The sequence below is a fragment of the Bifidobacterium sp. JNUCC 75 genome, from assembly GCF_054819865.1.
This window is the reverse complement of sequence record NZ_JBTHIF010000001.1, coordinates 2,010,400-2,033,318: the sequence shown is the minus strand read 5'-3', so window position 1 is coordinate 2,033,318 and position 22,919 is coordinate 2,010,400. Positions and strand designations below refer to the sequence as shown.

Here is a 22,919-nt window from a genome sequence, read left to right as displayed (position 1 = left end):
AGCTGTGATCCGCCATATATAAACCGCCAATACGTTCGGGCCTCGCTGGCTGATGCTTCTGCCAGCGAGGCCCGAACAGTTGTGGTAGCCGTGAACCTACACCAATATCGGGCGACGTGCCCGTTCCTCTTGCTGGCAGCGGGTCTGCGCCTCCTGGGCTCCGTGAATCCAGGCGGCTAGCAGGTCGGCGGCCCTGCCCTGGTCCACAACCTCCGTAGCCAGTTGGTAGGCCTGAGCAAACCGGACACTCAGATCGGCTTCGGGATCAGCTTCGATCTGTGTGCCGTCAGCTACGATGGCCGACGCTGCATTGAGCAGGGCTGTTGAACGGGAGGGAATCGACTTTCCAGCCAGGAAATCCCTGACGACACTGGCATTGAAAGCTGGATCGCCGCCGCGTAGGTCATCCAGATCGACCGGATCAATACCTAGCTCACGAGTCGGGTCGAAGGACCGCTCCTCCACCTTGCCCTGGTGGATCTCCCAAATGGAAACCGGGCCGGTCGGGGCCATCTCGTCAAGGCCTTCGACCGAGGTGTAGACCATGCCCTCCTGACCGCGTGAGGCGTAAACCTGGGCCATCATGGGGCTCAACTGACGCTGGGCGCATCCAATGGCCACATAGCGCGGGTTAACCGGGTTGGTCAAGGGTCCCAGCAGGTTGAAGACGGTCGGAATGCCCAGCGACGAGCGGACAGGTCCTGCAAAGCGCATGGCAGGGTGGAAGGTCTTGGCAAAGACGAAGGTGATGCCGTAACGGTCAGCCATGGCGGCCACCTCCTTGGGCGGCAGATCCAAGGGAAGACCCAGCTGTTCCAGACAGTCGGCGGTGCCGCTCTTGCTGGATGCGGCCCTGTTGCCGTGCTTGACGATCCTGACTCCTGCTGCTGCAGCCACGATGGCGCCCATGGTCGACAGGTTGACTGTTGCAGCCCCGTCGCCGCCAGTACCGACGATGTCGGTCACGTCGCCACTGACCTTCAGCGGCACCGCATGACCCACCATGGCCTTGGCAGCCCCTTCGACCTCCGGACTGGTCAGACCCAGAGTGGACTGCATGGACAGGGCGGCCCCCACCTGCACCGGGTCGGCATTTCCGTCCATCAGGTCGTTCATGCACCACTCGGCCTCATCCGCGCTCAGGTGTCGACCGGACACCAAGGAGTTCAGGACGGATTTCCAGCTAAGTGGCCGCATGATGACTCTTTTCCTTCGAAGAAGCGGGGCTGGATGCCCCGCTGTTTGCTCTAGGTTTACTGCCCTGCCCCTCCCTGACACAAGGACATCCCACATTTCGGTCACTTGTCTACCAATATATGGAAGCACCTAATCCAATATATGGAAACGGCCACCGCCCTAATGAGCGATGGCCGTCAAGTAGATCAGTAACCCTGCCTAGGCAGTCCGCTGCAGATTATGCATAAGTGTCATTTCTTCTCGTTCTGGCCATGGCACATCTTGTACTTGCGTCCAGACCCGCAGGGGCAAGGAGCGTTTCGAGGCGTGCCTGGGAAGGTACGGCCATCGGCCCAGGGCGAGTGATCTTCTACGGCCTTAGGTCTCTTATTGGCAGGAACTTTGCCCTCGGCATGACTGATGGGCGCAGGTCCGACCGGAGCCGGAGCGCTAGCGTCATCAGTCTCGCTCGCTTCAGCGATATCCTCGGAAGAGTCTTTATCGGAATCCTCTTCCGAATCCTCCTGGACGCTGCCAGCAGGAGCTCCTTCGTCACGCTCCTCGACTGTCTCGTCGATGTCAGTGGTCTCGTCCTCGGCATCAGGCTCTTCAGGCGCCTGATAGTTGACCGGCTCGGACTGGCCCTCCTCATTCTCCTTGCGCTCCTCGCGGGCCCGCCGCTCGTTCTCCTGGCTGGCCGCGATCTGCTTGAGGTCCACGTTGAAGAGCAGCTGTACAGTCTGCTCCTTAATGGCATCGATCATGGAGTTGTACATCTGGTAGCCCTCACGCTGGTACTCGACCAGAGGGTCACGCTGACCCATGCCGCGCAGGCCGATGCCGTCCTTCAAGTAGTCCATCTCGTAGAGATGCTCACGCCACTTGCTGTCCAGGACGGAGAGGACCACCTGGCGCTCCAGCTGCCTGGAGCCCTTCTCGCCCAGCTCATCCTCACGCTCCTGGTAGATGGAATCGGCATCCTCCACGACCTTGTCGGCCAAGGCTTTAACTGCTTTGTCTCCCTTTAGATCCTCCAAGGAGTCCATGGTCTCATCCTGATCAAGACTGATCGGATACACGGAGGCCAGCGCCTTCCAGAGCCCGTCGGCATCCCAGTCCTTTGGCTTGTCCGAACCGTTCTGAGCCCCGCGGATGTATGAGGTCACGGTCTCTCGGATGAAGCGGAGGATGTCCTCATGAATGTCCTCACCCTTGAGCACGGCCTGACGCTCGCCATAGATGACCTGACGTTGCTTGTTCATCACGTCGTCGTACTTGAGCACGTTCTTGCGAATCTCGTAGTTGCGGGATTCAACGGACTTCTGTGCATTGCGCACACCTTTGGAGACACTTTTGGTGCCAATGGGTTGACCTTCGGGCAGACTCTTGGAGGACATCATTCGGGCCACCAGCTGGGTGTTGAACAGGCGCATCAGGTCATCCTCCAAGCTCAGATAGAACCTGGACTCACCGGGGTCGCCTTGACGGCCGGAACGGCCGCGCAGCTGGTTGTCGATTCGGCGGGACTCGTGCCGCTCGGTGCCCAGCACATAGAGGCCGCCCAGCTTGACGACCTCCTCATGCTCGTCCTTGACCTGCTCCTTAACGGAGTCCAGCATCTTGGGCCAGCGCTTCTCATACTCCTCTGGTGTGTCGTCTGGCGAGTAGCCCTGCTCCTTGAGCTTCTGATCGGCAAGGAACTCCACATTGCCGCCCAACATGATATCGGTGCCGCGTCCAGCCATGTTGGTGGCCACGGTCACGGCCCCCTTGCGCCCTGCGACTGCCACAACCGCAGCCTCACGCGCATGCTGCTTGGCGTTGAGGACCTGATGGTCGATGCCGGCCACGTCCAGCAGGGAGGAGACCACCTCGGAGGACTCCACGGATGCGGTGCCCAGCAGAATCGGCTGGCCCTTTGCATGCCGTTTGGCAACATCGCGGACGATGGCGGCCAGCTTCTCCTTCTTGGAGCGATAGATCAGATCGTCCTGATCCTTGCGGATCATGGGCTTGTTGGTGGGAATGGGCAGCACACCCAGCTTGTAGGTATTCATGAACTCGGCGGCCTCGGTCTCTGCCGTGCCGGTCATGCCCGCCAGCTTGTCGTACATACGGAAGTAGTTCTGCAGGGTGATGGTGGCGAAGGTCTGGTTCTCGGCCTTGACCTCCACACCCTCCTTGGCCTCGATGGCCTGGTGGAGACCCTCGTTGTAGCGACGTCCCTTGAGCAAACGGCCGGTGTGCTCGTCCACGATCAGGACTTCTCCGTTCTGGACGACATAGTCGCGATCGCGCAGAAAGAGCTCCTTGGCCTTGATGGCGTTGTTCAGGTACCCGATCAGGGCGGTGTTAGCGGGCTCGTAGAGGTTGTCGATGCCCAGGTAGTCCTCCACCTTGGTGATGCCGGGATCCAGGATGCCGACGACTTTCTTCTTCTCGTCGACCTCGTAGTCCTCATCCCTGGTGAGCTTGGGGACCAGCTTGGCGAACTGCCGATACCATCGGGTCACGTCGCCTTCGGCCGGGCCGGAAATAATCAGAGGAGTTCGTGCCTCGTCGATCAGGATGGAGTCCACCTCGTCCACGATGGCGAAGTGGTGTCCGCGCTGAACCAGCTCGTCCTTGTCCCAGGCCATGTTGTCGCGCAGGTAGTCGAAGCCGAATTCGTTGTTGGTGCCGTAGGTGATATCCGCTTGGTATTGCTTGCGGCGCTCGGCGGGGCGCTGGTCGGTGATGATGCAGCCCACGCTCATGCCCAGGAAGCGGAAGATGCGCCCCATAAGCTCGCTCTGGTAGGAGGCCAGGTAGTCGTTGACCGTAACCACATGCACGCCCTTACCCTCCAGGGCATTCAGATAACTGGGCAAGGTAGCCACCAAGGTCTTGCCTTCTCCGGTCTTCATCTCGGCTATGTTGCCCCAGTGCAGGGCCGCTCCACCCATCAGCTGGACATCGAAATGCCGCTGGCCCAGGGTGCGCTTGGAAACCTCGCGTACTGTGGCGAAGGCTTCGGGCATTAGGGAATCGAGGGATTCGCCGTTTTCCAATCGCTGCTTGAACTTAGGCGTCTGCGCCTTGAGCTCCTCATCACTCATGGCCGAGATCTGATCCTCGAAGGCGTTCGTCGCCTTGGCCACCCCCTGAAGCTTGCGAATCTGACGACCCTCGCCCATACGGAGGACCTTGTCCAAGACTGCTACCACGTTGCGCTCCCTACCGTTTCTTTATGGCCTTCACACGCCCTCAGCTGGCGTAGGCCCAGACCTTGATTATCTTACGCGAATGCACCGATTTTCTCGAAACCGATTGTTCCACAAACCCAGCTGTGGCCTTGGCAGCCGGACCGGGCATTGAAGAAGGGCCATTCTCCGGAGGTCAGACAACCTGCCGCCGGGGAATCGCCCCACAGTTCAATATCCGTTCTTCGATTACCGCTTCCGGCCTACATGCTCAGGCGTATCGATCTCGAAGACGCCGTAGCTCCATCCGTGCCGACGGTAGACCACCGATGGCCGCTTAGTTTCCTTGTTGACGAAGAGGAAGAAGTCGTGGCCGATCAGCTCCATCTCGTATAGGGCCTCGTCGATACTCATGGGCTCTGCGATGTGCAGCTTGCGGCGAATGACGATAGGGGTGTCCCCCACCTGCACTTCGACCGACTGGCCCGGCGCCAGGTCCGAGGCCACGGCGCTCTGGGCGCTGTTGTCGGGATTGGACTCCTGGCCCTGCTCTCCCTGATCGCCTGCCTGGTCATCCACGGGCAGATCGACGGGCAGGGGCGGATGCTCCAGTCCACGGCGGTGGTCCTTGCGGCGGTCGCGGACTCGCCGCAGACGCTGGGTCAGTTTGTCCAAAGCCATGTCCAGCGCGCTGAACTCGTCGGCGCTGGAGGCCTCGGCGCGAATCACGGTCTTGCCGGCCTGGACAGTGAGCTCCACCCTCTTGGCGCTGTCAGCCTGGCGGGGATTGCCTTCATGTGTCAGAACGACCTGGATGCGCTGGGCATCGGGGGCGATGGCCGTCACCCTGTTCATCTTGCTGTCCACAACATCGCGGAACCGTTGCTTGATTTGGGTATGTCGACCGGTAATGACGATCTCCATGGGAATCTCCTTGCACTCGTGAGCGGACGAACCGCTGGTGCGATGGCGGACTTAGTCACCATCGACTGTGCTTCCGATTGTATCCGAAGAGCAAGGCTGACTCACTGATTGAGCTTGAGGCCACAGCGGAATCATCACCACTGGTACGGTCGTTCAGTTCCGCTATGCTGTATCCCCGAGACCTCTCGGATGGCCGCGGCCCCTCCTCTTGGGAAGGGTTGAGGAACTTCCGGGCTCCATAGAGCACGATGGCGGATAACGTCCGCCCAGGGCGACCTGAGAGATAGCGCAACAGAGAACAGACCGCTCGTCCAGTAAAGACGGGTAAGGGTGAAACGGCGGTGTAAGAGACCACCGGGTCGACGGTAACGCCGACCGCATGGCAAGCCTCATCGGGAGCAAGGCCAAGCAGAAGGCATTCAGGGGTTGCTCGTCCCGCCTTCGGGTAGGCCGCTAGAGCCTGGCGGCAACGTCAGGTCGAGATGGATGGCCATCCGTCGTCCGGATTTCTATCCGGTCGATGACAGAACCCGGGGTATATGAGAGGTCTCATCTTCTCTTCTACTGTGTGGTGCTTTGGCAGCAATCAGCTCAATCAAGAGGGTCGTCAGAAGCGAAAAGGTCTGCTGCGACCTGGTTGAGGAGGTCGGGACTGTGGCCCTTGCGGGATCCAGCACTCCAGAATCGCCGTTTGCGTACCTTGAGATCGAGTCCGGCTGTCTTGCGGGCCACCTTGCGACCGAGCTCATAGGCTGAGTCGACGAAGAGTCCCTCACGAGAGGCCTGGGCCACCACCTGCGCAGCCAGTCCTGAATCCAGACCCTTGCGGGTCATCTCCGAGAGCACGCCCCGCTCCCCCAGTGTTCGATGCAGGCAGGAACGCAGAAGATCCTGGGCATAGGCCCGGTCATTCACAAGACCCAGTCTGGTCAACCGGTCGATCACCTGATTGATCACGTTCGTGTCGAACCCCTTGTCGGCCAGACGACGGGCCAGGGCTCCGCTTGAACGGGCCGCCGCATCCAGCAAAGTCAGGGCAGCCTCCCTGCAAACATCTGCGTCATCCGCATCTGCTCGTGGGACTGCAGGCGCAGAACCTCCGCCAAAGCCGCCAGCACGTGGGTGACGGCCACGACGGCGGGCCTTTCTGTCAAAACCCCGGGAAGAACGGTGCCCCTGGGAAGGATGGTGACCTGCCAGTGATTCGTCAGACATATCAGTATTGGCAGCACTGTCAATATCTTCCAGACTCCCTCCAAATCGAGCGCCATGCTCCAGCCCCAGGGCAGCGGCTTGCACTGGGCTGCTGTCTTCCTTGTAGCTGTCATTCTTCTGGCTAGCAACGAGGCGAACATCCGCAGTGGGCGGGGAATTTACGGTATGCGGAAAGCCTGAGTCAGACCGCGAATCAGTAGCGAAATCTGGGACTGTTCCCATACCCGCCACACCTACTGAACCTGTCGAGCCAGGCGCACCTGCGGAGTCTGCTTGGAACCGGTCCGGTCGAGAATCCCGCGGCTCTGTGCTGGAGTCGGCAGAATCCTCGGCCTGAACCAGTCGGACAGGATTTTCCTTGAGGAAGTCCTCAGCCGAGATCATCGGGTCATGCAGCCTGGGCAGTAGGCACAGTGCCGTTGACGTCGACAGGAGCTGAGTCGTCTTCCTTGCTGCCTTGGTCGGCATCAGCCTGATCGTCGTTGTTATCCTCGGAGGGAGCAGGGATAAGGCCGAAGGCAACCTTGACCTTATCCTCAATCTCCTTAGTCAAGCCAGGGTTGTCCTTGAGGAACTGACGGACGTTCTCCCTGCCCTGACCAAGCTGATCGCCCTCATAAGTGAACCAGGACCCCGACTTCTTGACAATATTGGTCTGCAAGGCCATATCCAGAACCGAACCCTCCTTGGAGATGCCCTCTCCGTAGAGGATGTCGAATTCGGCCACCTTGAAAGGCGGAGCCATCTTGTTCTTGACCACCTTGACCTTGGTGCGGTTGCCCACCGCCTCGTCGCCGTTCTTCAGAGTCTGGATACGGCGGATGTCCAGGCGGACCGAGGCATAGAACTTCAGGGCCTTGCCGCCAGTGGTAGTCTCCGGGCTGCCGAAGAAGACGCCGATCTTCTCCCTGAGCTGGTTGATGAAAATGGCCGTAGTGTTGGCCTGAGACAGGGCACCGGTCATCTTGCGCAGGGCCTGGCTCATCAACCTGGCCTGCAAACCCACATGGCTGTCGCCCATGTCGCCCTCAATCTCGGCCTTGGGCACCAGGGCGGCTACCGAGTCAATGACGATAACGTCCAAGGCGCCCGAACGGATCAACATGTCGGCAATCTCCAGCGCCTGCTCGCCGTTGTCTGGCTGGGAGACGATCAAAGAGTCCGTGTCCACACCCAGCTTCTTGGCGTACTCGGGATCCAAAGCGTGCTCGGCATCGATGAAGGCAGCCACTCCACCGCCAGCCTGCGCATTGGCCACCGCATGCAGGGCCAGGGTGGTCTTGCCCGAGGACTCAGGACCGTAAATCTCGACGATGCGGCCGCGGGGCAGTCCACCGATGCCCAGGGCCATGTCCAAAGCCAGGGACCCGGTGGGGATGACCTCCACGTCCTGGGCAGGCTTATCACCCAGGCGCATGGCCGAACCCTTGCCGAAGCTCTTTTCCACCTGCGCGAGGGCCGTGTTCAAGGCTGCCTGGCGACGGGGGTCGATCCCGCTCTCCTCTTCCTTCTTCGCCTTGCCACTGTTGCTCTGACGTGCCATATGGCTCTCCTTCTTCGTAACCGACCTCACGATGACGACATCCTGATTGACAACCTCACGATTGACAGCCTATCCGTCGTCGGAACCCGTCTGCAGTCCCGGCGCCCGATGTGGTCGAACGTGCCGATGGTCACCGGACCATGGGTATCAGTATACCCGACCATGCGAACAAATGTTCGAAAATCGCCTGGGGCAGGAAATAAATTCGCGGAGGATAAAACCCGCTGATCAGGCTGCCGGCAAGGGCGGCGCATTGTGGTCCTTCCCCCAGCGGCGGGAGTCTGGGATCTCCATCTGATCGCAGAGCACGTTCCAAACTACGCGCGGCTCCACGCCTGCATCCAGGGCCTCTATAACGGTCATGGCATCCAAGGCGGTCAGCCTTTGGTCGCGGGCCAGACTGCGTCCGTAGACCCGGCCAAAGACCTCCTCCAGCAGTTGCCAGAATTCCCGTTCACGCACCCGACATCACCTTTCGTCCAAGGCCCACCTTGTCACACCCCTTCTACGGTAGCAACCGACAGTCAGCAGAAGAGGGCGCCTGGTTCATAAGAACCGGACGCCCTCAAGAACGGTCCGCCGGATCAACCAGCCGGATCGGACGTGCTTACTCCTGAGTAGACTCCAGATAGTCCGCCACCATCCGCAGTGTCTGAGGCACACCCAGGCCCAGCGCGTCGGCGATGGAGCTCAACAGTTCAGAGCTGGCCTCCTTCTGACCACGTTCCACCTCGGACAGGTAGCCCAGAGAGACGCCTGCCTTCTCGCTGACCTCACGCAAGGTCTTGTGATCATTAGTTCTCAGCTCGCGCAGCACGTGGCCCAGGGCCTCGCGCAGAGAGACGGTGTGGGTGACGGCACGGCCGTCGTTGGCGGAGGCTGCCCGCTGACGGCTGGCCTCCATGCCGTCCTCCTCCATCCACATCTTGTTCAGGTTGGCTTGGCGCTCCTCCTTGGCCTTCTTAGCGGCCTTGGCACGAATCACCTGCTGCTGGGCGAAGACAACGGCACGACGCTGGGCGGGTGTCAGATCACGAACCCGCGCATTGCGCTCCACTCCGGGTGCGGCTGGCTTGACATCATAGGTATTGTTGGTTCGAGTCATCACGGTCTCGGTGCTGGCCATAGCAGCCCCTTTCGCCATTATCGCGTTCAACTTCTTACGCAATGACCAACAGACGAGCCCATAGATTATTCCAGGGGAGGAACCCGAAAGGCCCGTTTTGTGACCAACGTCACGTATGTGAAAGACCAGAGCCAGGAGGGATGGCTCAATACAGCTAGCCTCTTTCCCTAGGCCTGCCAGCTACAGCAAATACTGCAGGCGCAAGACCCGGCATCGGCTTGCAGAAGCTGTAAAAGCAACTTACCACATCATGCCCTCAGCCCCGCGAATGCAGGGCCCGATCCAGCTGGTCCAGAATCCTCATGACCGTGCCCCTGCGCACCTGTTCCCGGTCGCCATCCAAGTGCAACTCATAAGCATAGGTCCGGTAGGCATGGGACTGAAGGCCAGTCTCCATACGGCCACCCATCACCCGGACTGGTAGGGCCAGACCGATGTAGACCAGTCCGGCTGGATCATCCCCATCAGGACCCGGACCAGCTACACCTGTAGTGGCCATGCCGATGACCGTGTCCTCGTGCCCTGGCCGGGTGTAGAGCCTGGCCGTGCCCTCGGCCATCTCCTGGGCGACGCGTGGATGAACTGCGCCCTGGGTGGCCAGCAGGTCCTGATCCACCTTGAGGATGGCAGCCTTGGCGGCGATGTCGTAAGTGACGGCTGACCCAAGGAAGACGTCTGATGCGCCGGGGATCCTGACGAAAGCATCGGCCAGCAGTCCCCCGGTCAGCGATTCGGCAGCGGCCAGCAGCAGGCCCGAATCACGGCAGGTGTCGATAATCCTTCCAGCCAGGTCATCGCAGCGGCCCTGCATGCTCTTGCCAATCATCGCCGCATCCCTATCACGTATTCCGCTCCCGAATAGAGGCAGAGGGCCAGGGCCACCAGAATTACCACGCGGGTGGTCACCAGGTACCAGGGCCAGACCGGCGACAGGGGCACCATGAGCATGCCCAGACCGATGCATTCAAACAAGGTCTTGTATTTGCCAGCCTGGGAAGCGGCGATGACCCGTCCCTGCCTATTGATGACCAGGACCCGCAGCAGGGTAATGCCCAATTCCCGCACCAGGAAGAGCAGGGTGACCCACCACCAGAGTTCGCCGAAGACGGATGCCACAACTAGCGCCGAGCAGATCAGCAACTTGTCGGCGATGGGATCCATAAGCTTGCCCAGCTCGGTCACCTGGTTGTACCGGCGGGCCAGCCACCCGTCCAGCTTGTCGGTCGAGGCGGCGAGGATGAAGAGCACTGCTGCGGTCCACCGCATACCAGGCCTGCGCTCCCCCCAGGGACCGGCCATCAGATCCAGGGCGATGAAGACCAGGACCAGGAGGATACGGGTGTAGGTGACCAGATTTGGGGGTGAATTCCATCCTTCGAGAAGCCTGCGCCTCTCACGACCGGTCTCTGACTCGGCATGCTCCTGCATTGCCACTCCTTATACGCGATACTGGTGCGCTCGGGCCGTCCAACAATACTTGCCGGACGGCAGTTTCATCATAACGGTAGACCAGGCCTAGCTTTTTGGACCGATGTTCAGCCCTGCGCTTGCTCATCCGGGGCGGGATCCATGGAGGTGGCGTCACCGCGGATGAAGGCCAGAGCCTGCTGCAGCTGCGGCGGCTGAATGAGCACCTCGCGGGCCTTGGAACCCTCCGATGGCCCTACGATTCCCCTCGACTCCAGCAGGTCCATCAGCCTCCCTGCCCTGGCGAAGCCCACACGCAGCTTGCGCTGGAGCATGGAGGTGGATCCGAACTGTGTCGTCACCACCAGCTCGGCCGCCTGGAGCAGTTCGTCCATGTCGTCGCCGATCTCCTCCTGGATCTCATTCTTGTGGTCGGCCTTATCGGCCATCTGCTCAATGTCCTCGCGGTAGTGGGGCTTGCGCTGGGTGCGCACATAATCCACCGCCTTGCGAATCTCGGACTCAGAAACCCAGGCTCCCTGGACACGGGTGGGCTTGGCCTGGCCCATGGGCAAGAAGAGGGCATCGCCCTGGCCGATCAGGGTTTCAGCGCCAGTGGCATCAAGAATGACTCGGGAATCCGTGGAGGAAGATGTGGCGAAAGCTAGCCTGGAGGGAATGTTGGCCTTGATCAGGCCGGTGACCACATCCACTGAAGGCCGCTGGGTGGCCAGGACCAGGTGGACGCCGGCGGCACGCGCCAGCTGGGTGATCCGCTGAATGGAGCTTTCCACGTCGTTCTTGGCCACCATCATCAGATCAGCCATCTCGTCGACGACCACGACCAGGTAGGGATAAGGGGCTACTTTGCGATTGGAACCGGCCGGGGCGTGGACCTTGCCCTCGCGCACGGCCTTGTTGAAGTCCTTGATGTGCCGGAATCCGAAGAACTGCAGGTCGTCGTAGCGGGCATCCATCTCCTTGACCACCCACTCCAGGGCCTGGGCGGCCTTCTTGGGCTCGGTGATGATGGGCGTGAGCAGGTGGGGAATGCCGGCGTAGGCGCTCAGCTCCACGCGCTTGGGGTCCACCATGATCAGGCGGACCTGCTCCGGCGTGGCCCGCATGATCAGCGAAACCAGCATGGAGTTGATGAAGCTTGACTTGCCCGAACCCGTAGCACCGGCCACCAGCAGGTGAGGCATCTTGGTCAAGTCGGCGGTCACATAGTGGCCCTCCACGTCCTTGCCCACAGCGGTCATCATGGGGTTGTCGTCCTGCTGGGCCTTGTCGGAGCGCAGCACATCACCAAGGTGGACGATCTCGCGGTCCACGTTGGGAATTTCGATGCCGATGGCCGACTTGCCAGGAATAGGCGAGAGGATGCGCACGTCCGAGCTGGCCACCGCGTAAGCGATGTTGCGCTGAAGGTTGGTGACCTTCTCCACCTTGACGCCCGGGCCCAACTCCACCTCGTACTGGGTGACCGAGGGACCGCGCAGGAAGCCCACCACCTTGGCGTCCACGTCGAACTGCTGGAAGGTTGATTGCAGGGCCTTGATGACCGCATCGTTGGCCGAGGTTCTGACTGCGTGGGGCTTGCCCTTGACCAGCAGGTCCGTGCTGGGCAGCACATAGGGCCGGCTCTCGTCCACCTGGCGGTCATCGGAGGAGCTTGAAGCGTCGGCAGCCTGGGTCTGGTCCCCTGCTCCCGGAGCGGTCTGGGCTTCCATCTGCACGGTGTCGGCTGCAGCTGCGGCAGCGGCCCATGGATCCGATGCTCCCACGCCGGACAGGGCGGCCGCATCCACCTTGGGGTGCCCCTGCTCCCTGGCATCCAGAAGGGCGGCCGTAGCCGGGGCCTCCACCGCAGGCATGTTCTGCGTGGACACCTGGTCGGCTTCGGGACCCTGCGCCAACTGATCACCCTGGTCAGCCCCCTCCAGCGAAGCCGCCTGGGAGAAGGGCTCATCAGCCTCGTAACGCTCAAGATGGGTGTCCGTATCCTTGCCGATACGGCCATGTAGCAAGCGACTGAACCATCCTGCCAACCCGCCCCGGCCGGAGTCCTTGGCAACCTCCTGATCCGGCTCCTGGTGGGTGGGCACGCCGGGAGCCAGGGGCAGGGTATTATCACCCAGCCTGACCTCGTTGGGAGCGGTCGGAGCGGAAGCCGAGCTGGAGGCATTGGTCCTCTTGCCTCGCAGCCAGGCCATCAGGTCGCTCATATGGAATCTAAAGGTGATGAAGAGACCGAAAACGGCCACAAGGACGAAGATGATGACGGCGAAGACCTTGGACAGCCCCCAGGCCAGGGGCGACCCCAGGGCAAACCCCAGAAGGCCGCCTGAGTCGCTTATGGCCTTCATGTCGAAGCCGCGATAATCCGAGGCCATGAGCACGTCAAGAATGGAACAGACCGACCAGAGCACCATCATGAGACCGCCCACCACAGGCAGGTTGCCGGCCTCGCGCCCGGTGTAACAGACCAGCCGGAAGGCTGCAAAGAGCAGGACCACCGGCAGGATGATGCTGCAGAGTCCCAGAACGCCCGCAGCCAGGGCGTGCAGCCCCCGCCCCAGGAAGCCGTTGACGCGGAACCATTCGCTGGCACAGAAAAGCACGGCCAGAATGACCAGCACGAAGCAGAGCCCGTCCTTGCGGTAGGCGGAGTTGTCGCCATTTTTGCCGGCCACCGCACGCACCAGGGATCCCAAGCCCCGGGGCAGGGCCAGCAAGGCCTTGTGCCAGAAGGGTTCCGAGTCCTGGCTCTCCTTGGTTGTGGTCCGGCCGCGACCGCGTGCGTCTGCTTGCTGCTTACGTGTCATAACCCCTTCAGCCTACCCAGAACCCCAGTCCGCGTCGGGCCCGACCGATCAGTGTGCACAACTCTTCCAGACGGGGGCCTGCAGGGCTAGCATCGTTGGCATGATACCAGCCGAACGTCAGAGCGCCGTGGCCTTCGCCCTGCGCAACCTGCTTTTGGATGACCGTCAGCCCGGTCCTTGGGCCCTTCAGGTGGCCAGCGACTTTATGGCGGGCAGAAGGCAGGCCGAGGCGCTGGCCGATCAGGCCCGACGCTTGGAGACCGAAGGTGGCAGCATGAACGCCGGGGCGAATGCCCCGACGGATGCCCTCTTTCTGCGGACCATCCTGGTCTGTCAGCGGCCTTGGGCGACTGAGGGCGATCTCGCAGAGCTGCGGGCCATCCACCGCCGACTGCTGCCAGGCCTGTCAGAAGAACAGATCCTGCGCCGATCTCAACCAGACGACGATGCCAGTCTGTACCCGGCATCCATGCTGGAGCAGGGAGCAGCAGCCATCGGTCAGGAACTGGCTACCGAATGCAACCTGGCCAGCCTGGACCGTCCGGTCTTCGTGCAGCGTCTGGCCCACTACTACGATGAGCTCTCCTACCTGCACCCCTTCGCCGACTGCAACGGCATGACCCTGCGCATCTTCCTCTCGCGCCTGTCCCACGATGCCGGCTGGGACCTGGACTGGGGACGGGCTGATCCGATCACCCACCGCCGGGCCATGCAGCGAGCGCTCAGGGGCAACATCGATGACATGCAAGCACTGATTGCAGGCATGGTCCGCCCGGTCAACCCAACCCGTATATTTCTGATCGCCGGATGGGACCAGGGTCCGGCCCACTGAGCCGAAAGCCTCAGCCTGGCAGCCGCTCGTTGCCGCTGCGCTTGGCGGCCTCGATGATCGGGGCACTCTGATTGATCAGTTGTGTCGCCCCGGCCTGATCGTGGTCGCGGACGCGCCCCCAGTATTGTATTTTGAGCTGTACATATCGCCTCCGCGCGCGCAGGTCGGCCATCCGCTGGTCCAGCCGCCGTCCTTGCTCGGCCAGAAGCTCGATCTGCCGTCCGGCGGCCTCGGCTCCCCCCGCGCGGTTGCCCAGATACTCCCGCATGTGCTCCAGGGACATGCCCGTGGCACTCAGGCAGGAGACGGTCTCCAGCAGGTCCAGATCATCCTGGTTGTAACAGCGGTGGCCACTCGAAGGGTCCCTGGTGATAGGCGGAATGATGCCGATGGTCTCGTAGTAGCGCAGGGTGGTCTCCGGCATCCCTGACATCAGCGAGGCCTGGCGGATGGTGTACCAAGGACCGGATCCCTGGTCGGGCTGGGTTTGGTCGGGCTGAGTTTGAGCCTGAGGCTGCGTGATGGTGGTCATACCCGTCCAGCCTAGGAACTTCAAGTACTTGAAGTCAAAGCGCGCCCAGATGGTGTCTGGTCACCCTCCCCTGGTCCGACTGGTCGGTCTGGACGTCCGTCTGGTCGAAGCAGCCGCAGTCAGCCTGGTCCACCAGTTCCAGGGCCTGCCGGGCCAGGTCCGGAGCCAAGGCATTCAGCCAGTGGATGCGCGGATCCCGGCCGAACCAGCCCATCTGCTTGCGGGCCAGGCGCTTGGTCTTCTGCGCTATCAGACCGAAGGCGGCATCCAGGTCGGTGCGGCCGTCCAGGTAGTCCAGAATCTGCTGGTAGCCCAGGGCGCGTGAGGCCGTGGTCCCCAGGCGGTTCCGCAGCCCGCTCACCTCGTCGACCAGCCCCTGGTCGCGCATGGCCTGGGTGCGCTGGTCGATCCTGCGGTCCAGCTCCTCCCGAGGCAGGTCCAGCCCCAGCTGCAGGGCGGGCAGCAGGTAGCGGTACCGGGGCAGGCTGGCCGAATAGGGCCGTCCGGTGATCTCCATGACCTCCAGAGCCCGCACGGTCCGCCGCACATTCCGAGGGTCCATCCGCTCCGCAGCCTCCGGGTCCCGCTCCTGCAGCTCGCGGAAGAGCAGCCCGGGTCCCTCCTCTTGGGCCCGCTCCTCCAGCCTGGCCCTGACCGCCGGGTCGGTGCCGGGGAAGGACAGATCGTCGATGACCGCCCGGGTATAGAGCCCTGAGCCTCCCACCAGAATGGGCCTGATTCCCTGAGCCCGCAGGTCGGCTATCAGGGACCGGGCCATGGCCTGGAAGCGGGCCACGCTCATGGCCTCTTCCGGCTCGATGATGTCGATCAGGTGGTGGACCACCGCCTGCCGCTCACCTACCGAAGGCTTGGCCGTGCCCACATCCATCCCCCGGTACATCTGGTAGGCGTCGGCATTGACGATATGAGCCGTCTGCCCGCGGGCTTGGAGAGCCTGTGCCAGGGCCACGCCCAGGGCGGTCTTGCCCGAGGCTGTGGGACCCACGATGGAGACGATGCGGGGTTCAGCGGATGTCATAGACCTGCCCCGCCTGGGGATCCGGATCAGCAATCAGATAGTGGGGTCCGGCCTGGGTGACGGTGCAGGTCACGAGGTCCCCGGGCTTTGGCGCAGGCATCCCCTTGGGCACGCCGACGTGGACCAGCACGCCGGTGCGCTCGTGCCCGGTCACCCGATGGGTGCTGCCGTCATGCCGACCGTGCCCGTCGCCGATCAGTACCTCCACCTGCCTGCCCAGGAAGGCCTGCATGTACTCCATGGTGATGGACTCCTGCAGGGCCTGCAACCGTTCGAACCTGTCCTGAACCACGGCCTTGGGCAGCTGGGGCATGCGCGCGGCCGGCGTGCCCGGACGGGGCGAATACTCAAAGATGTAGGCCGATGAGAAGCGCGCCCGGCGCACCACATCCATGGTGGCCTGGAAGTCCTCCTCGGTCTCTCCGGGGAAACCTACGATGATGTCGGTGGTGATCAGGGCATCGGGCATGGCGGCCCGCACCTTGTCAAGTATGTCCAGAAAACGCTGGGACCGGTAGGAGCGCCTCATGGCCCGCAGAATCCGGTCCGAGCCCGACTGCAGGGGCATGTGCAGCTGGTGCATGACCGTGGGCGTCTCGGCCATGGCCGCGATCACATCGTCGGTGAAGGCCGCAGGGTGGGGCGAAGTGAAGCGGATCCGCTCCAGCCCAGGCACCTGGCCGCAGGCGCGCAGAAGCCGAGCGAAGGCGTAGCGATCCCCCGTGGACCAGCCGTAGGAGTTTACGTTCTGCCCCAGCAGAGTCACCTGGCGGGCCCCGGATCGCACGCAGTCCTCAACCTCCTGCAGAATGTCGTCCATGGACCGGTCCCGCTCCCGCCCGCGCACGGAGGGCACGATGCAGAAGGTGCAGGTGTTGTTGCAGCCGACCGATATGGACACCCAGGCCTGCGAGCGCGAGGATCTGACCGCCGGCAGCCTCCCGGGCAGATCCCGCAACTCCTCCGAAACCCCCACCTGGGGTCGCCCGTCCCTGCGAGCCTTGTCCAGCAAGCCGGGCAACGAGCCAATGTCCCTCGTGCCAAAGACCGCATCCACCCAGGGCGCCGCCTTTACGATCCGCTCCCGGTCCTTCTGGGCCATGCAGCCGCCCACAGCGATGCGCGTGTCGGGCTTGTGCTGCTTGAACCTGTGCCAGCGTCCGATGGTCCCGTACATGCGCTGGGTGGCGTTGTCGCGTACGGCGCAAGTGTTGAGCACCATCACATCCACCTCGCGCGCGCGAACCTGCTCGGGCGTAGCCTGCTGGTAGCCCTGGTCCCGGAGCACCCCAGCGATCCGCTCGGAATCGTGCTCGTTCATCTGGCAGCCCAGGGTCCGTACATAGTAGACGCCCCTGCTGTCCTTACGCTGAGCGGTCACGCTCATACCCTCGCCTGCTTCCATAAGCAATGATTGTATGCGCAGGTCGGGTCCCGCGGCCATCGGGGCCTGTGCGTACCATGAGTCTTGGTTACGAACGGCGGCATGGGAGGTTCATGTGATACTTGACCGTAACAGTGCCATGAGCGCATCCGAAATGAAGCAGCGACTGTCAGACTTGGACGAAAAGGACCGTCCCAAGCTGGACATCGACGAGATAACGGAATTCGTCAATCTCATGCAGACCTACGAGGGGGCCATGTACGAGATTTCGACCAAGCTGGACGTGCTGGACACCGAGTTCCAGGTCCGGTTCAGTCATAACCCCATCCACCACATGGAGCGTCGACTCAAGAGCGTGGACTCCCTGATCGGCAAGCTGCACCGCAAGAACCTGCCCGTCACCATCCCCTCGGTGCGCGATCACATCTTCGACGTGGCCGGCGTGCGCGTCATCTGCAACTACCGGGACGACGTCTACTCGGTCTCCCGCTACCTCTCCGACCAGTCGGACATCCAGGTGCTGAGGGTCAAGGACTACATCCGCAACCCTAAGATGAACGGCTACCGCAGCCTGCACGTCATCTACGCCGTGCCGGTCTTTCTGACCTCGGGCCCCCACTACACGCCGGTCGAAGTGCAGTTTCGCACCATCGCCATGGACTACTGGGCTTCCCTGGAGCACCAGCTGCGCTACAAGTCCGACCTGCCCGACGCCCGCCTGGCCGAACATTCGCAGACCCTGCTGGACTGCGCCCGCTCCCTGCAGAACATCGAGGTGCAGATGCAGTCCATCCACCGAGACATTTCAGGTTCGCCCCAGGAGCAGGAGTCCGACGACGAAGCCATCAGTGGGAATAACGATTAGCTGAATCCTCACAAATCCTTTACCATAGGAATCAGGCCAGGTGGAAGGGTTGGGGCTTCTGCCGGGTCCCGGGAGGAGGCCCCGCCTTCAAGGTCGGGTCTCCTCCTGTACCACCATCACTCAGAAGTCGAAGTTGTCGGGATCCCCGCCGGTGCGCTCGTCCCTGTTCATGGCGGTGATGGCCTTCATGTCCTCGTCGCTCAGCTCGAAGTCGAAGACCTGCGCGTTCTGCTCGATCCGCTCCTTGTGGGTGGACTTGGGGATGACGATGACCCCGCGCTGCAGGTGCCAGCGCAGCACGATCTGTGCCGGGGAGCGGTCGTAGCGCTCGGCCATGGCCTTGAGCTCGGGGTCGGCCAGCAGGTTGCCGCCGGTGCCGCCCAGGGGGCTGTAGGCCTCCACATCCACGCGCAGGGTGCCATGGCAGTAGTCGATCAGGTCGTCGTTGACGAACTGGGGCGAGGACTCGATCTGGTCGACCGCCGGCTTGGTGCCGCTGATGGTGTGCAGCTCGTCCAGGTGGTGCTTCTGGAAGTTGCAGACCCCGATGGCCCGCACCCGCCGCTGGGTGTAAAGCTCCTCCATGTCCTCCCAAGCCTGCTGCCAGCCCTTGGCGGGCCAATGAATCAGGTAGAGGTCCAGGTAGTCCACGCCCAGCCGGTCCAGGCTCTCCTTGAAGGCCTCCTTGGCCCGCCCTGCACGGATATCGTCGTTCCAAAGCTTGGTGGTCAGGAAGACATCCCGCCGGTCTACACCAGAGCGACGCAGACCCTCCCCCACTGACTGCTCGTTGCCGTAGATCATGGCCGTGTCGATGTGGCGATAACCAGCCTGCAGAGCCCAGGTGACGGCCTGGCTGGTGGCTTCGCCATCGGGCGTTTGGAAGACCCCGAGCCCCAGCTGAGGAATACTGACCCCGTTGTTGAGGGTGGTGACGGTATCGGTGACGTTTCCTGTCATATAGGCATACTCCTTGTCGACCAATCGAAGGTCGCGACGTGTTGTGTTCATTCTAGCTGGCAGGCAAGATGGAAAAATGCCAATCACGACTTTATCGATTGGCGGCTGCTGCACACGCCTAACTTTATGCATTTACAACTCGCACATTATCTGTTGTCTTGGTGGTAGGGTAAAGGGCGGGATGTCGAGAGACGACTGGCTTCCGCCGGGATTCGCGCAATCTGATACACATCTTACGTCGGCAGGCAGAAGGGCTTCCGACAGGCAGAACTTTAGGAGGCAAACGGCGCTGATTCTGCATGGTGCCGGTGGGGGGTTGGTTTCATGCGTCTGGTTTCCCGTCTGCGTCGCATCTGTGCGATGATGATTGTCCTGCTGGGCCTGCTGGCGGGCCTGGGCGTCGCATCCGCCCAAGCGGACGCTCCTGCACCCGCCGGATCAGGCCCTCGCGTAGCTGAGCAAAATCCCGCCTCTCTCCCCAGCAGCACACCCAGCACCCCCCTGTCTTCACCCTCACCTCTGGAAACCGCCTCGCCGCTGAACCCCACGCCGAGCGCTACAACATCGTCATCACCAACGGGCACACCAGAAAACACAGACTCCGCTTCAGACAAGCCATCCGATCAGACGGATGACCAGGCCTCGCATACGGTGCGTTTCGACCCGGCCGACGGGAGCAAGCCAACCCAGGCGAGCGTGAAGACCGGGATTCTCGCCTCCCCTCCGGAACACAATCCTCAGCGTGAGGGCTTCCGGTTCGACGGGTGGACGCTTGACGGTCAGCCTTTCGACTTGCGGACCCCCATCCTCCAGGACACGACTCTGAAAGCCCGGTGGTCGAAAACCACGGACTGGACGCTGAGTCCGGACCATGGTCCCGCCTCCGGCACCAGGCTGACCATCAGCCCGCCCGGCCTGCAGAAGCCGTACTACGTCAGCATCCACGCAGTAGGCGGCCAGACCGTCGGCCTGACCGGCAACGGCCGCATCTACACATGGACGAAAGACAGCCCGCCCAAACAGGTTCCCTTCCCCGCCCGGGCTCCCAGCGGGTTCCATTACCTGCAGGCCGCAGCCGGCAGCGGACTGCAGGCCGCTTTGGGATCCGACCAGCGGATCTACGCCTGGACCAGCCAACAAGCAACGCCCACGATCCTCAATACCGACCGGAACACCGGGTTCACCAGCATCAGCATGAATGACGACCGCCTCCTGGCGGTGGATCGGCAGGGATACGTCCACGCCTACCAGGCCGGCAGCCAGGACCAGACCCCGGAATTCACCCAGCAGGTCAGGGCCGGCCTTCCCGGGCAGGCGCATGCCGTGACCGCCGTGGCCTCCGACCAGCGGATCCTCATCCTGGACGCGGACGGGCAGGCCTGGACCTGGGAGACGAGCAAGATTGGGAAAGCCGAACTCGAACGCGTCATGCAGGGCCAGGGCAGGCGCATCATCCAAGCCCAAGCCCTCAACAAGGGGTTCATCCTCCTGGACGCGGACGGACACGCCTGGTACCTGGCCGACGGCTCGACCAAAATAACAGCCGCCAGCCTGCCGGAAAGCATGAAAGCCGGCAGGATCGCCGGCGACAAGGACCAGGCCATCATCACCGGCACGGACGGCTGCATCCGGGCCTGGAAGCCCGGCGAGGCACCCAAGCGGGCGGACGACGGCAGCCAGCAGTACACGCAGGCCGCCGAAGCCGACGGCAGGATCACCGCCATCAGCAGACAAGGCAGCCTATACCAGTGGAGCCCGGACGCTCAAGGCAAGCCCGGCAAGCCATCCAAGCTCGACACCAGCACCGCGCCCACATTGGAAACAGCCAGCCTGGACGGCCAGACGCTCACACTCACCAACACCGGCGACGCCTGGCAGACGGACATGCCCGCCCGCAAGCCCGGACCAGCCCCCATCACCATCACCGGCAACCAATACGGCCAGCCCTTCACCAGGAGCCTGGACTACACGGTCGACCAGACCCTGACCAGAGACACCACTACAGACACCACCCATACAGTCACCTTCGACACAGGCGAAGCAAACACCAAACCCGCAGACCAGCAGGTCACCTACCCGTACGGCAGGGCCAAACGACCCTCCCCCGACCCGGTACGCGACGGCTACCAGTTCGACGGATGGTTCACCGGGCAGGTCGCCTACGACTTCAGCAAACCCGTCACCCAGAACCTCACCCTCACCGCCAAATGGACGCCAGGCAGATGGACCATCAACCCCGACAGGGGCAGCCAGCTGGGCAACGAAACCACCACCATCACCCCGCCTGACAACACGAGTCGAGGCGTCAGATTCAACCAAATCAGCGGATCAAAAAACGACAGCAGTATTCCCTATGGTTTTTCCTTGGCTGTGGGCAGTGACGGGAACGCTTACGCGTGGGGCGACAACAGGTATGGCCAGCTCGGCGACGGCACGACCACCAGCCGGCATACACCAGTCATGGTGAAGAAGCCTGATCGTAAGACGTATACGGACCTGCCGGCGGATTTCACCTACGTGCAGGTCAGCGCTGGAAGCTATTACTCGTTGGCCTTAGGCAGCGACGGATACGCCTACGCCTGGGGATGGAACCCGTATGGCCAGCTTGGCAACAACACAACCAGCGGCAATAATGCGAATCCTGTTCCTGTTCGGGTGCGCGACCCAGCCAGCCCCGAGGACGCAAGCAAAGGACTACAAGCCGTACAGGTGAGCGCCGGATACTCTCATTCGCTAGCCGTGGGCAGCGACGGACACGCCTACGCCTGGGGATACAACGAGTATGGCAAGCTCGGCAACAACAACAACCATCCGTCTGATGTTCCTGTGCACGTGTGCGACCCCGCTGACGCAAGCAAAGGACTGAAAGCCATTCAGGTGAGCGCGGAATGGAGGCATTCGCTGGCAATCGGCAGCGACGGTTACGCCTACGCCTGGGGATACAACAAAAATGGGCAGCTCGGCAACAACAGCATCAGCGGCGAGAATGCGAATCCTGTTCCTGTCCGGGTGCGCGATCCCGCCAGCCCCGAGGACGCAAGCAAAGGACTACAATCCATCCAGATCAGCGGCGGATACTCTCATTCGCTGGCTGTAGGGAGTGACGGATACGCCTACGCTTGGGGATTCGACTACTGTAGTCAGCTCGGCAACAACAGCACAACGGATTCAACTGTTCCTGTGCACGTGCGCGACCCCGCCAGCCCTAATGACGATGATAAAGGACTGCGAGCCACGCAGGTGGACGGCGGATACGAGCATTCGCTGGCCGTGGGCAGCGACGGATACGCCTACGCCTGGGGAAACAATGACAAGGGCCAGCTCGGCAACAACGCAACCAGCGGCTACTATTCCTACCCTGTGAAGGTGCTCGCCTCCGAGCAGTCCTCGAGCAAGGCCGGCCCCTGGCTGCACGCCGTGCAAATAATCGCCGGTGACCAGCATTCGCTGGCCATCGACACGGACGGAAACACCAAAGCATGGGGACGCAACGACTCTGGACGGCTCGGCGACGGCACCACGAGCAGCTCGAGTGTTCCTGTGCCAGTGGCTTTCAAACTGCAGCTGGTGATCACTGATGTCTGGTTCGACCAGACCCCCGTATCAGGGCTGACCAGCGGCGATGGCAACAGCGTCACCGTGACCACGCCCGAACACCTGCCGAGCACGGTCACGGTCAGCGTAGACTATACGCTGTGCGGCGCACCCCAGCAGCCGGACACCTCCCTCAAATACACGTACACGCCTGCGGGCGTACTCCCCCAGGCCGGAGGGGAAGGCATCCTGCTCGTCCTGACCACCGGCATGACCAGCATGGGCGGGGTCCTGGCATCCCGCCGTCACCGAAGAGAACAGCAACAGCTGTCACACGCTTCGCCCGAATAAAAGAGGCCAGGACGCGTATCA

Annotated in this window: 17 protein-coding genes, 1 other RNA gene and 2 pseudogenes; 4 read left to right on the top strand and 16 right to left on the bottom strand. The window is 62.2% G+C overall.

The window, feature by feature from the left end; all coding sequences use genetic code 11:
* Positions 1-96: 96 nt before the first annotated feature.
* The 4 genes and pseudogenes from trpD to hpf form a co-directional block, all read right to left on the bottom strand.
* On the bottom strand, positions 97-1,197 hold the full coding sequence (gene trpD, locus ACVWNW_RS08060) for an anthranilate phosphoribosyltransferase (RefSeq protein WP_110425116.1): 1,101 nt from the start codon (positions 1,195-1,197) through the stop codon (positions 97-99).
* A 230-nt stretch (positions 1,198-1,427) separates the two neighbouring features.
* A pseudogene (locus ACVWNW_RS08055) lies at positions 1,428-1,622 on the bottom strand (SEC-C metal-binding domain-containing protein); the annotation flags it as partial.
* A 251-nt stretch (positions 1,623-1,873) separates the two neighbouring features.
* Positions 1,874-4,382: pseudogene (gene secA, locus ACVWNW_RS08050) on the bottom strand (preprotein translocase subunit SecA); the annotation flags it as partial.
* A gap of 225 nt (positions 4,383-4,607) precedes the next feature.
* Positions 4,608-5,282 carry a ribosome hibernation-promoting factor, HPF/YfiA family gene (gene hpf / locus ACVWNW_RS08045; RefSeq protein WP_454482139.1) on the bottom strand — a complete coding sequence of 225 codons (675 nt, stop codon included), beginning with the start codon at positions 5,280-5,282 and terminating at the stop codon, positions 4,608-4,610.
* Between the two features lie 177 nt (positions 5,283-5,459).
* Here hpf and rnpB point away from each other — a divergent pair.
* An RNA gene (rnpB, locus tag ACVWNW_RS08040) (RNase P RNA component class A) lies at positions 5,460-5,837 on the top strand.
* 36 nt (positions 5,838-5,873) lie between these two features.
* Here rnpB and ACVWNW_RS08035 read toward each other — a convergent pair.
* From ACVWNW_RS08035 to ACVWNW_RS08000, 8 genes are all read right to left on the bottom strand, one after another.
* Entirely contained in the window at positions 5,874-6,311 is a 438-nt protein-coding gene (locus ACVWNW_RS08035; RefSeq protein ID WP_454482137.1) for a regulatory protein RecX, read from the bottom strand.
* A 2-nt stretch (positions 6,312-6,313) separates the two neighbouring features.
* Positions 6,314-6,610 carry an intermembrane phospholipid transport YdbH family protein gene (locus tag ACVWNW_RS08030; RefSeq protein ID WP_218054071.1) on the bottom strand — a complete coding sequence of 99 codons (297 nt, stop codon included), beginning with the start codon at positions 6,608-6,610 and terminating at the stop codon, positions 6,314-6,316.
* A gap of 275 nt (positions 6,611-6,885) precedes the next feature.
* A complete protein-coding gene (gene recA, locus ACVWNW_RS08025; RefSeq protein ID WP_046322775.1) occupies positions 6,886-8,040 on the bottom strand; it encodes a recombinase RecA in 1,155 nt (384 codons plus the stop codon).
* Between the two features lie 228 nt (positions 8,041-8,268).
* Positions 8,269-8,502 carry a DUF3046 domain-containing protein gene (locus ACVWNW_RS08020; RefSeq protein WP_024627845.1) on the bottom strand — a complete coding sequence of 78 codons (234 nt, stop codon included), beginning with the start codon at positions 8,500-8,502 and terminating at the stop codon, positions 8,269-8,271.
* A gap of 145 nt (positions 8,503-8,647) precedes the next feature.
* Positions 8,648-9,166 (bottom strand): helix-turn-helix domain-containing protein, encoded by a 519-nt coding sequence (locus ACVWNW_RS08015; RefSeq protein WP_110425112.1) that lies wholly within the window; start codon positions 9,164-9,166, stop codon positions 8,648-8,650.
* 256 nt (positions 9,167-9,422) lie between these two features.
* Entirely contained in the window at positions 9,423-9,977 is a 555-nt protein-coding gene (locus ACVWNW_RS08010; protein ID WP_046323724.1) for a CinA family protein, read from the bottom strand.
* Positions 9,978-9,988: 11 nt separating this feature from the next.
* Entirely contained in the window at positions 9,989-10,594 is a 606-nt protein-coding gene (pgsA, locus tag ACVWNW_RS08005) for a CDP-diacylglycerol--glycerol-3-phosphate 3-phosphatidyltransferase (protein WP_046322772.1), read from the bottom strand.
* A gap of 107 nt (positions 10,595-10,701) precedes the next feature.
* On the bottom strand, positions 10,702-13,401 hold the full coding sequence (locus tag ACVWNW_RS08000) for an FtsK/SpoIIIE family DNA translocase (RefSeq protein ID WP_454482133.1): 2,700 nt from the start codon (positions 13,399-13,401) through the stop codon (positions 10,702-10,704).
* Between the two features lie 100 nt (positions 13,402-13,501).
* Here ACVWNW_RS08000 and ACVWNW_RS07995 point away from each other — a divergent pair, with 100 nt between their 5' ends.
* Positions 13,502-14,233, top strand: a complete 732-nt coding sequence (locus ACVWNW_RS07995) for a Fic family protein (protein WP_454482131.1) — start codon at positions 13,502-13,504, stop codon at positions 14,231-14,233.
* A gap of 10 nt (positions 14,234-14,243) precedes the next feature.
* Here ACVWNW_RS07995 and ACVWNW_RS07990 read toward each other — a convergent pair whose 3' ends face one another.
* The 3 genes from ACVWNW_RS07990 to miaB are packed head-to-tail and all read right to left on the bottom strand — an operon-like array spanning position 14,244 to position 17,191.
* Complete coding sequence (locus tag ACVWNW_RS07990) at positions 14,244-14,765, bottom strand: MerR family transcriptional regulator (protein ID WP_454482129.1); 522 nt, start codon at positions 14,763-14,765, stop codon at positions 14,244-14,246.
* Between the two features lie 34 nt (positions 14,766-14,799).
* Positions 14,800-15,804, bottom strand: coding sequence for a tRNA (adenosine(37)-N6)-dimethylallyltransferase MiaA (gene miaA / locus ACVWNW_RS07985; protein ID WP_454482127.1), 1,005 nt, complete (start codon positions 15,802-15,804; stop codon positions 14,800-14,802).
* Positions 15,791-17,191, bottom strand: a complete 1,401-nt coding sequence (miaB, locus tag ACVWNW_RS07980) for a tRNA (N6-isopentenyl adenosine(37)-C2)-methylthiotransferase MiaB (RefSeq protein WP_454482125.1) — start codon at positions 17,189-17,191, stop codon at positions 15,791-15,793. The genes miaA and miaB overlap by 14 nt, the downstream gene beginning before the upstream one ends.
* 151 nt (positions 17,192-17,342) lie before the next feature.
* On the opposite strand from miaB, the gene ACVWNW_RS07975 reads away from it, so the two are divergent.
* Positions 17,343-18,053, top strand: coding sequence for a GTP pyrophosphokinase (locus ACVWNW_RS07975; protein ID WP_046322765.1), 711 nt, complete (start codon positions 17,343-17,345; stop codon positions 18,051-18,053).
* Positions 18,054-18,173: 120 nt separating this feature from the next.
* On the opposite strand, the gene ACVWNW_RS07970 is transcribed toward ACVWNW_RS07975, so the two are convergent.
* Positions 18,174-19,013 carry an aldo/keto reductase gene (locus ACVWNW_RS07970; RefSeq protein ID WP_454483444.1) on the bottom strand — a complete coding sequence of 280 codons (840 nt, stop codon included), beginning with the start codon at positions 19,011-19,013 and terminating at the stop codon, positions 18,174-18,176.
* A 324-nt stretch (positions 19,014-19,337) separates the two neighbouring features.
* Here ACVWNW_RS07970 and ACVWNW_RS07965 point away from each other — a divergent pair, with 324 nt between their 5' ends.
* On the top strand, positions 19,338-22,898 hold the full coding sequence (locus tag ACVWNW_RS07965; RefSeq protein ID WP_454482123.1) for an RCC1 domain-containing protein: 3,561 nt from the start codon (positions 19,338-19,340) through the stop codon (positions 22,896-22,898).
* Positions 22,899-22,919 lie beyond the last annotated feature (21 nt).

Coding starts and splice junctions, on each gene's coding strand:
- ACVWNW_RS08010 (WP_046323724.1), bottom strand. CDS start 9,977: ATGCAGGGCCGCTGCGATGACCTGGCTGGAAGGATTATCGACACCTGC.
- trpD (WP_110425116.1), bottom strand. CDS start 1,197: ATGCGGCCACTTAGCTGGAAATCCGTCCTGAACTCCTTGGTGTCCGGT.
- ACVWNW_RS08015 (WP_110425112.1), bottom strand. CDS start 9,166: ATGGCCAGCACCGAGACCGTGATGACTCGAACCAACAATACCTATGAT.
- ACVWNW_RS08030 (WP_218054071.1), bottom strand. CDS start 6,610: ATGACAGCTACAAGGAAGACAGCAGCCCAGTGCAAGCCGCTGCCCTGG.
- ACVWNW_RS07975 (WP_046322765.1), top strand. CDS start 17,343: ATGAAGCAGCGACTGTCAGACTTGGACGAAAAGGACCGTCCCAAGCTG.
- miaA (WP_454482127.1), bottom strand. CDS start 15,804: ATGACATCCGCTGAACCCCGCATCGTCTCCATCGTGGGTCCCACAGCC.
- miaB (WP_454482125.1), bottom strand. CDS start 17,191: ATGAGCGTGACCGCTCAGCGTAAGGACAGCAGGGGCGTCTACTATGTA.
- ACVWNW_RS07965 (WP_454482123.1), top strand. CDS start 19,338: ATGCGTCTGGTTTCCCGTCTGCGTCGCATCTGTGCGATGATGATTGTC.
- ACVWNW_RS07970 (WP_454483444.1), bottom strand. CDS start 19,013: ATGACAGGAAACGTCACCGATACCGTCACCACCCTCAACAACGGGGTC.
- ACVWNW_RS07995 (WP_454482131.1), top strand. CDS start 13,502: ATGATACCAGCCGAACGTCAGAGCGCCGTGGCCTTCGCCCTGCGCAAC.
- hpf (WP_454482139.1), bottom strand. CDS start 5,282: ATGGAGATCGTCATTACCGGTCGACATACCCAAATCAAGCAACGGTTC.
- ACVWNW_RS07990 (WP_454482129.1), bottom strand. CDS start 14,765: ATGACCACCATCACGCAGCCTCAGGCTCAAACTCAGCCCGACCAAACC.
- recA (WP_046322775.1), bottom strand. CDS start 8,040: ATGGCACGTCAGAGCAACAGTGGCAAGGCGAAGAAGGAAGAGGAGAGC.
- ACVWNW_RS08000 (WP_454482133.1), bottom strand. CDS start 13,401: ATGACACGTAAGCAGCAAGCAGACGCACGCGGTCGCGGCCGGACCACA.
- pgsA (WP_046322772.1), bottom strand. CDS start 10,594: ATGCAGGAGCATGCCGAGTCAGAGACCGGTCGTGAGAGGCGCAGGCTT.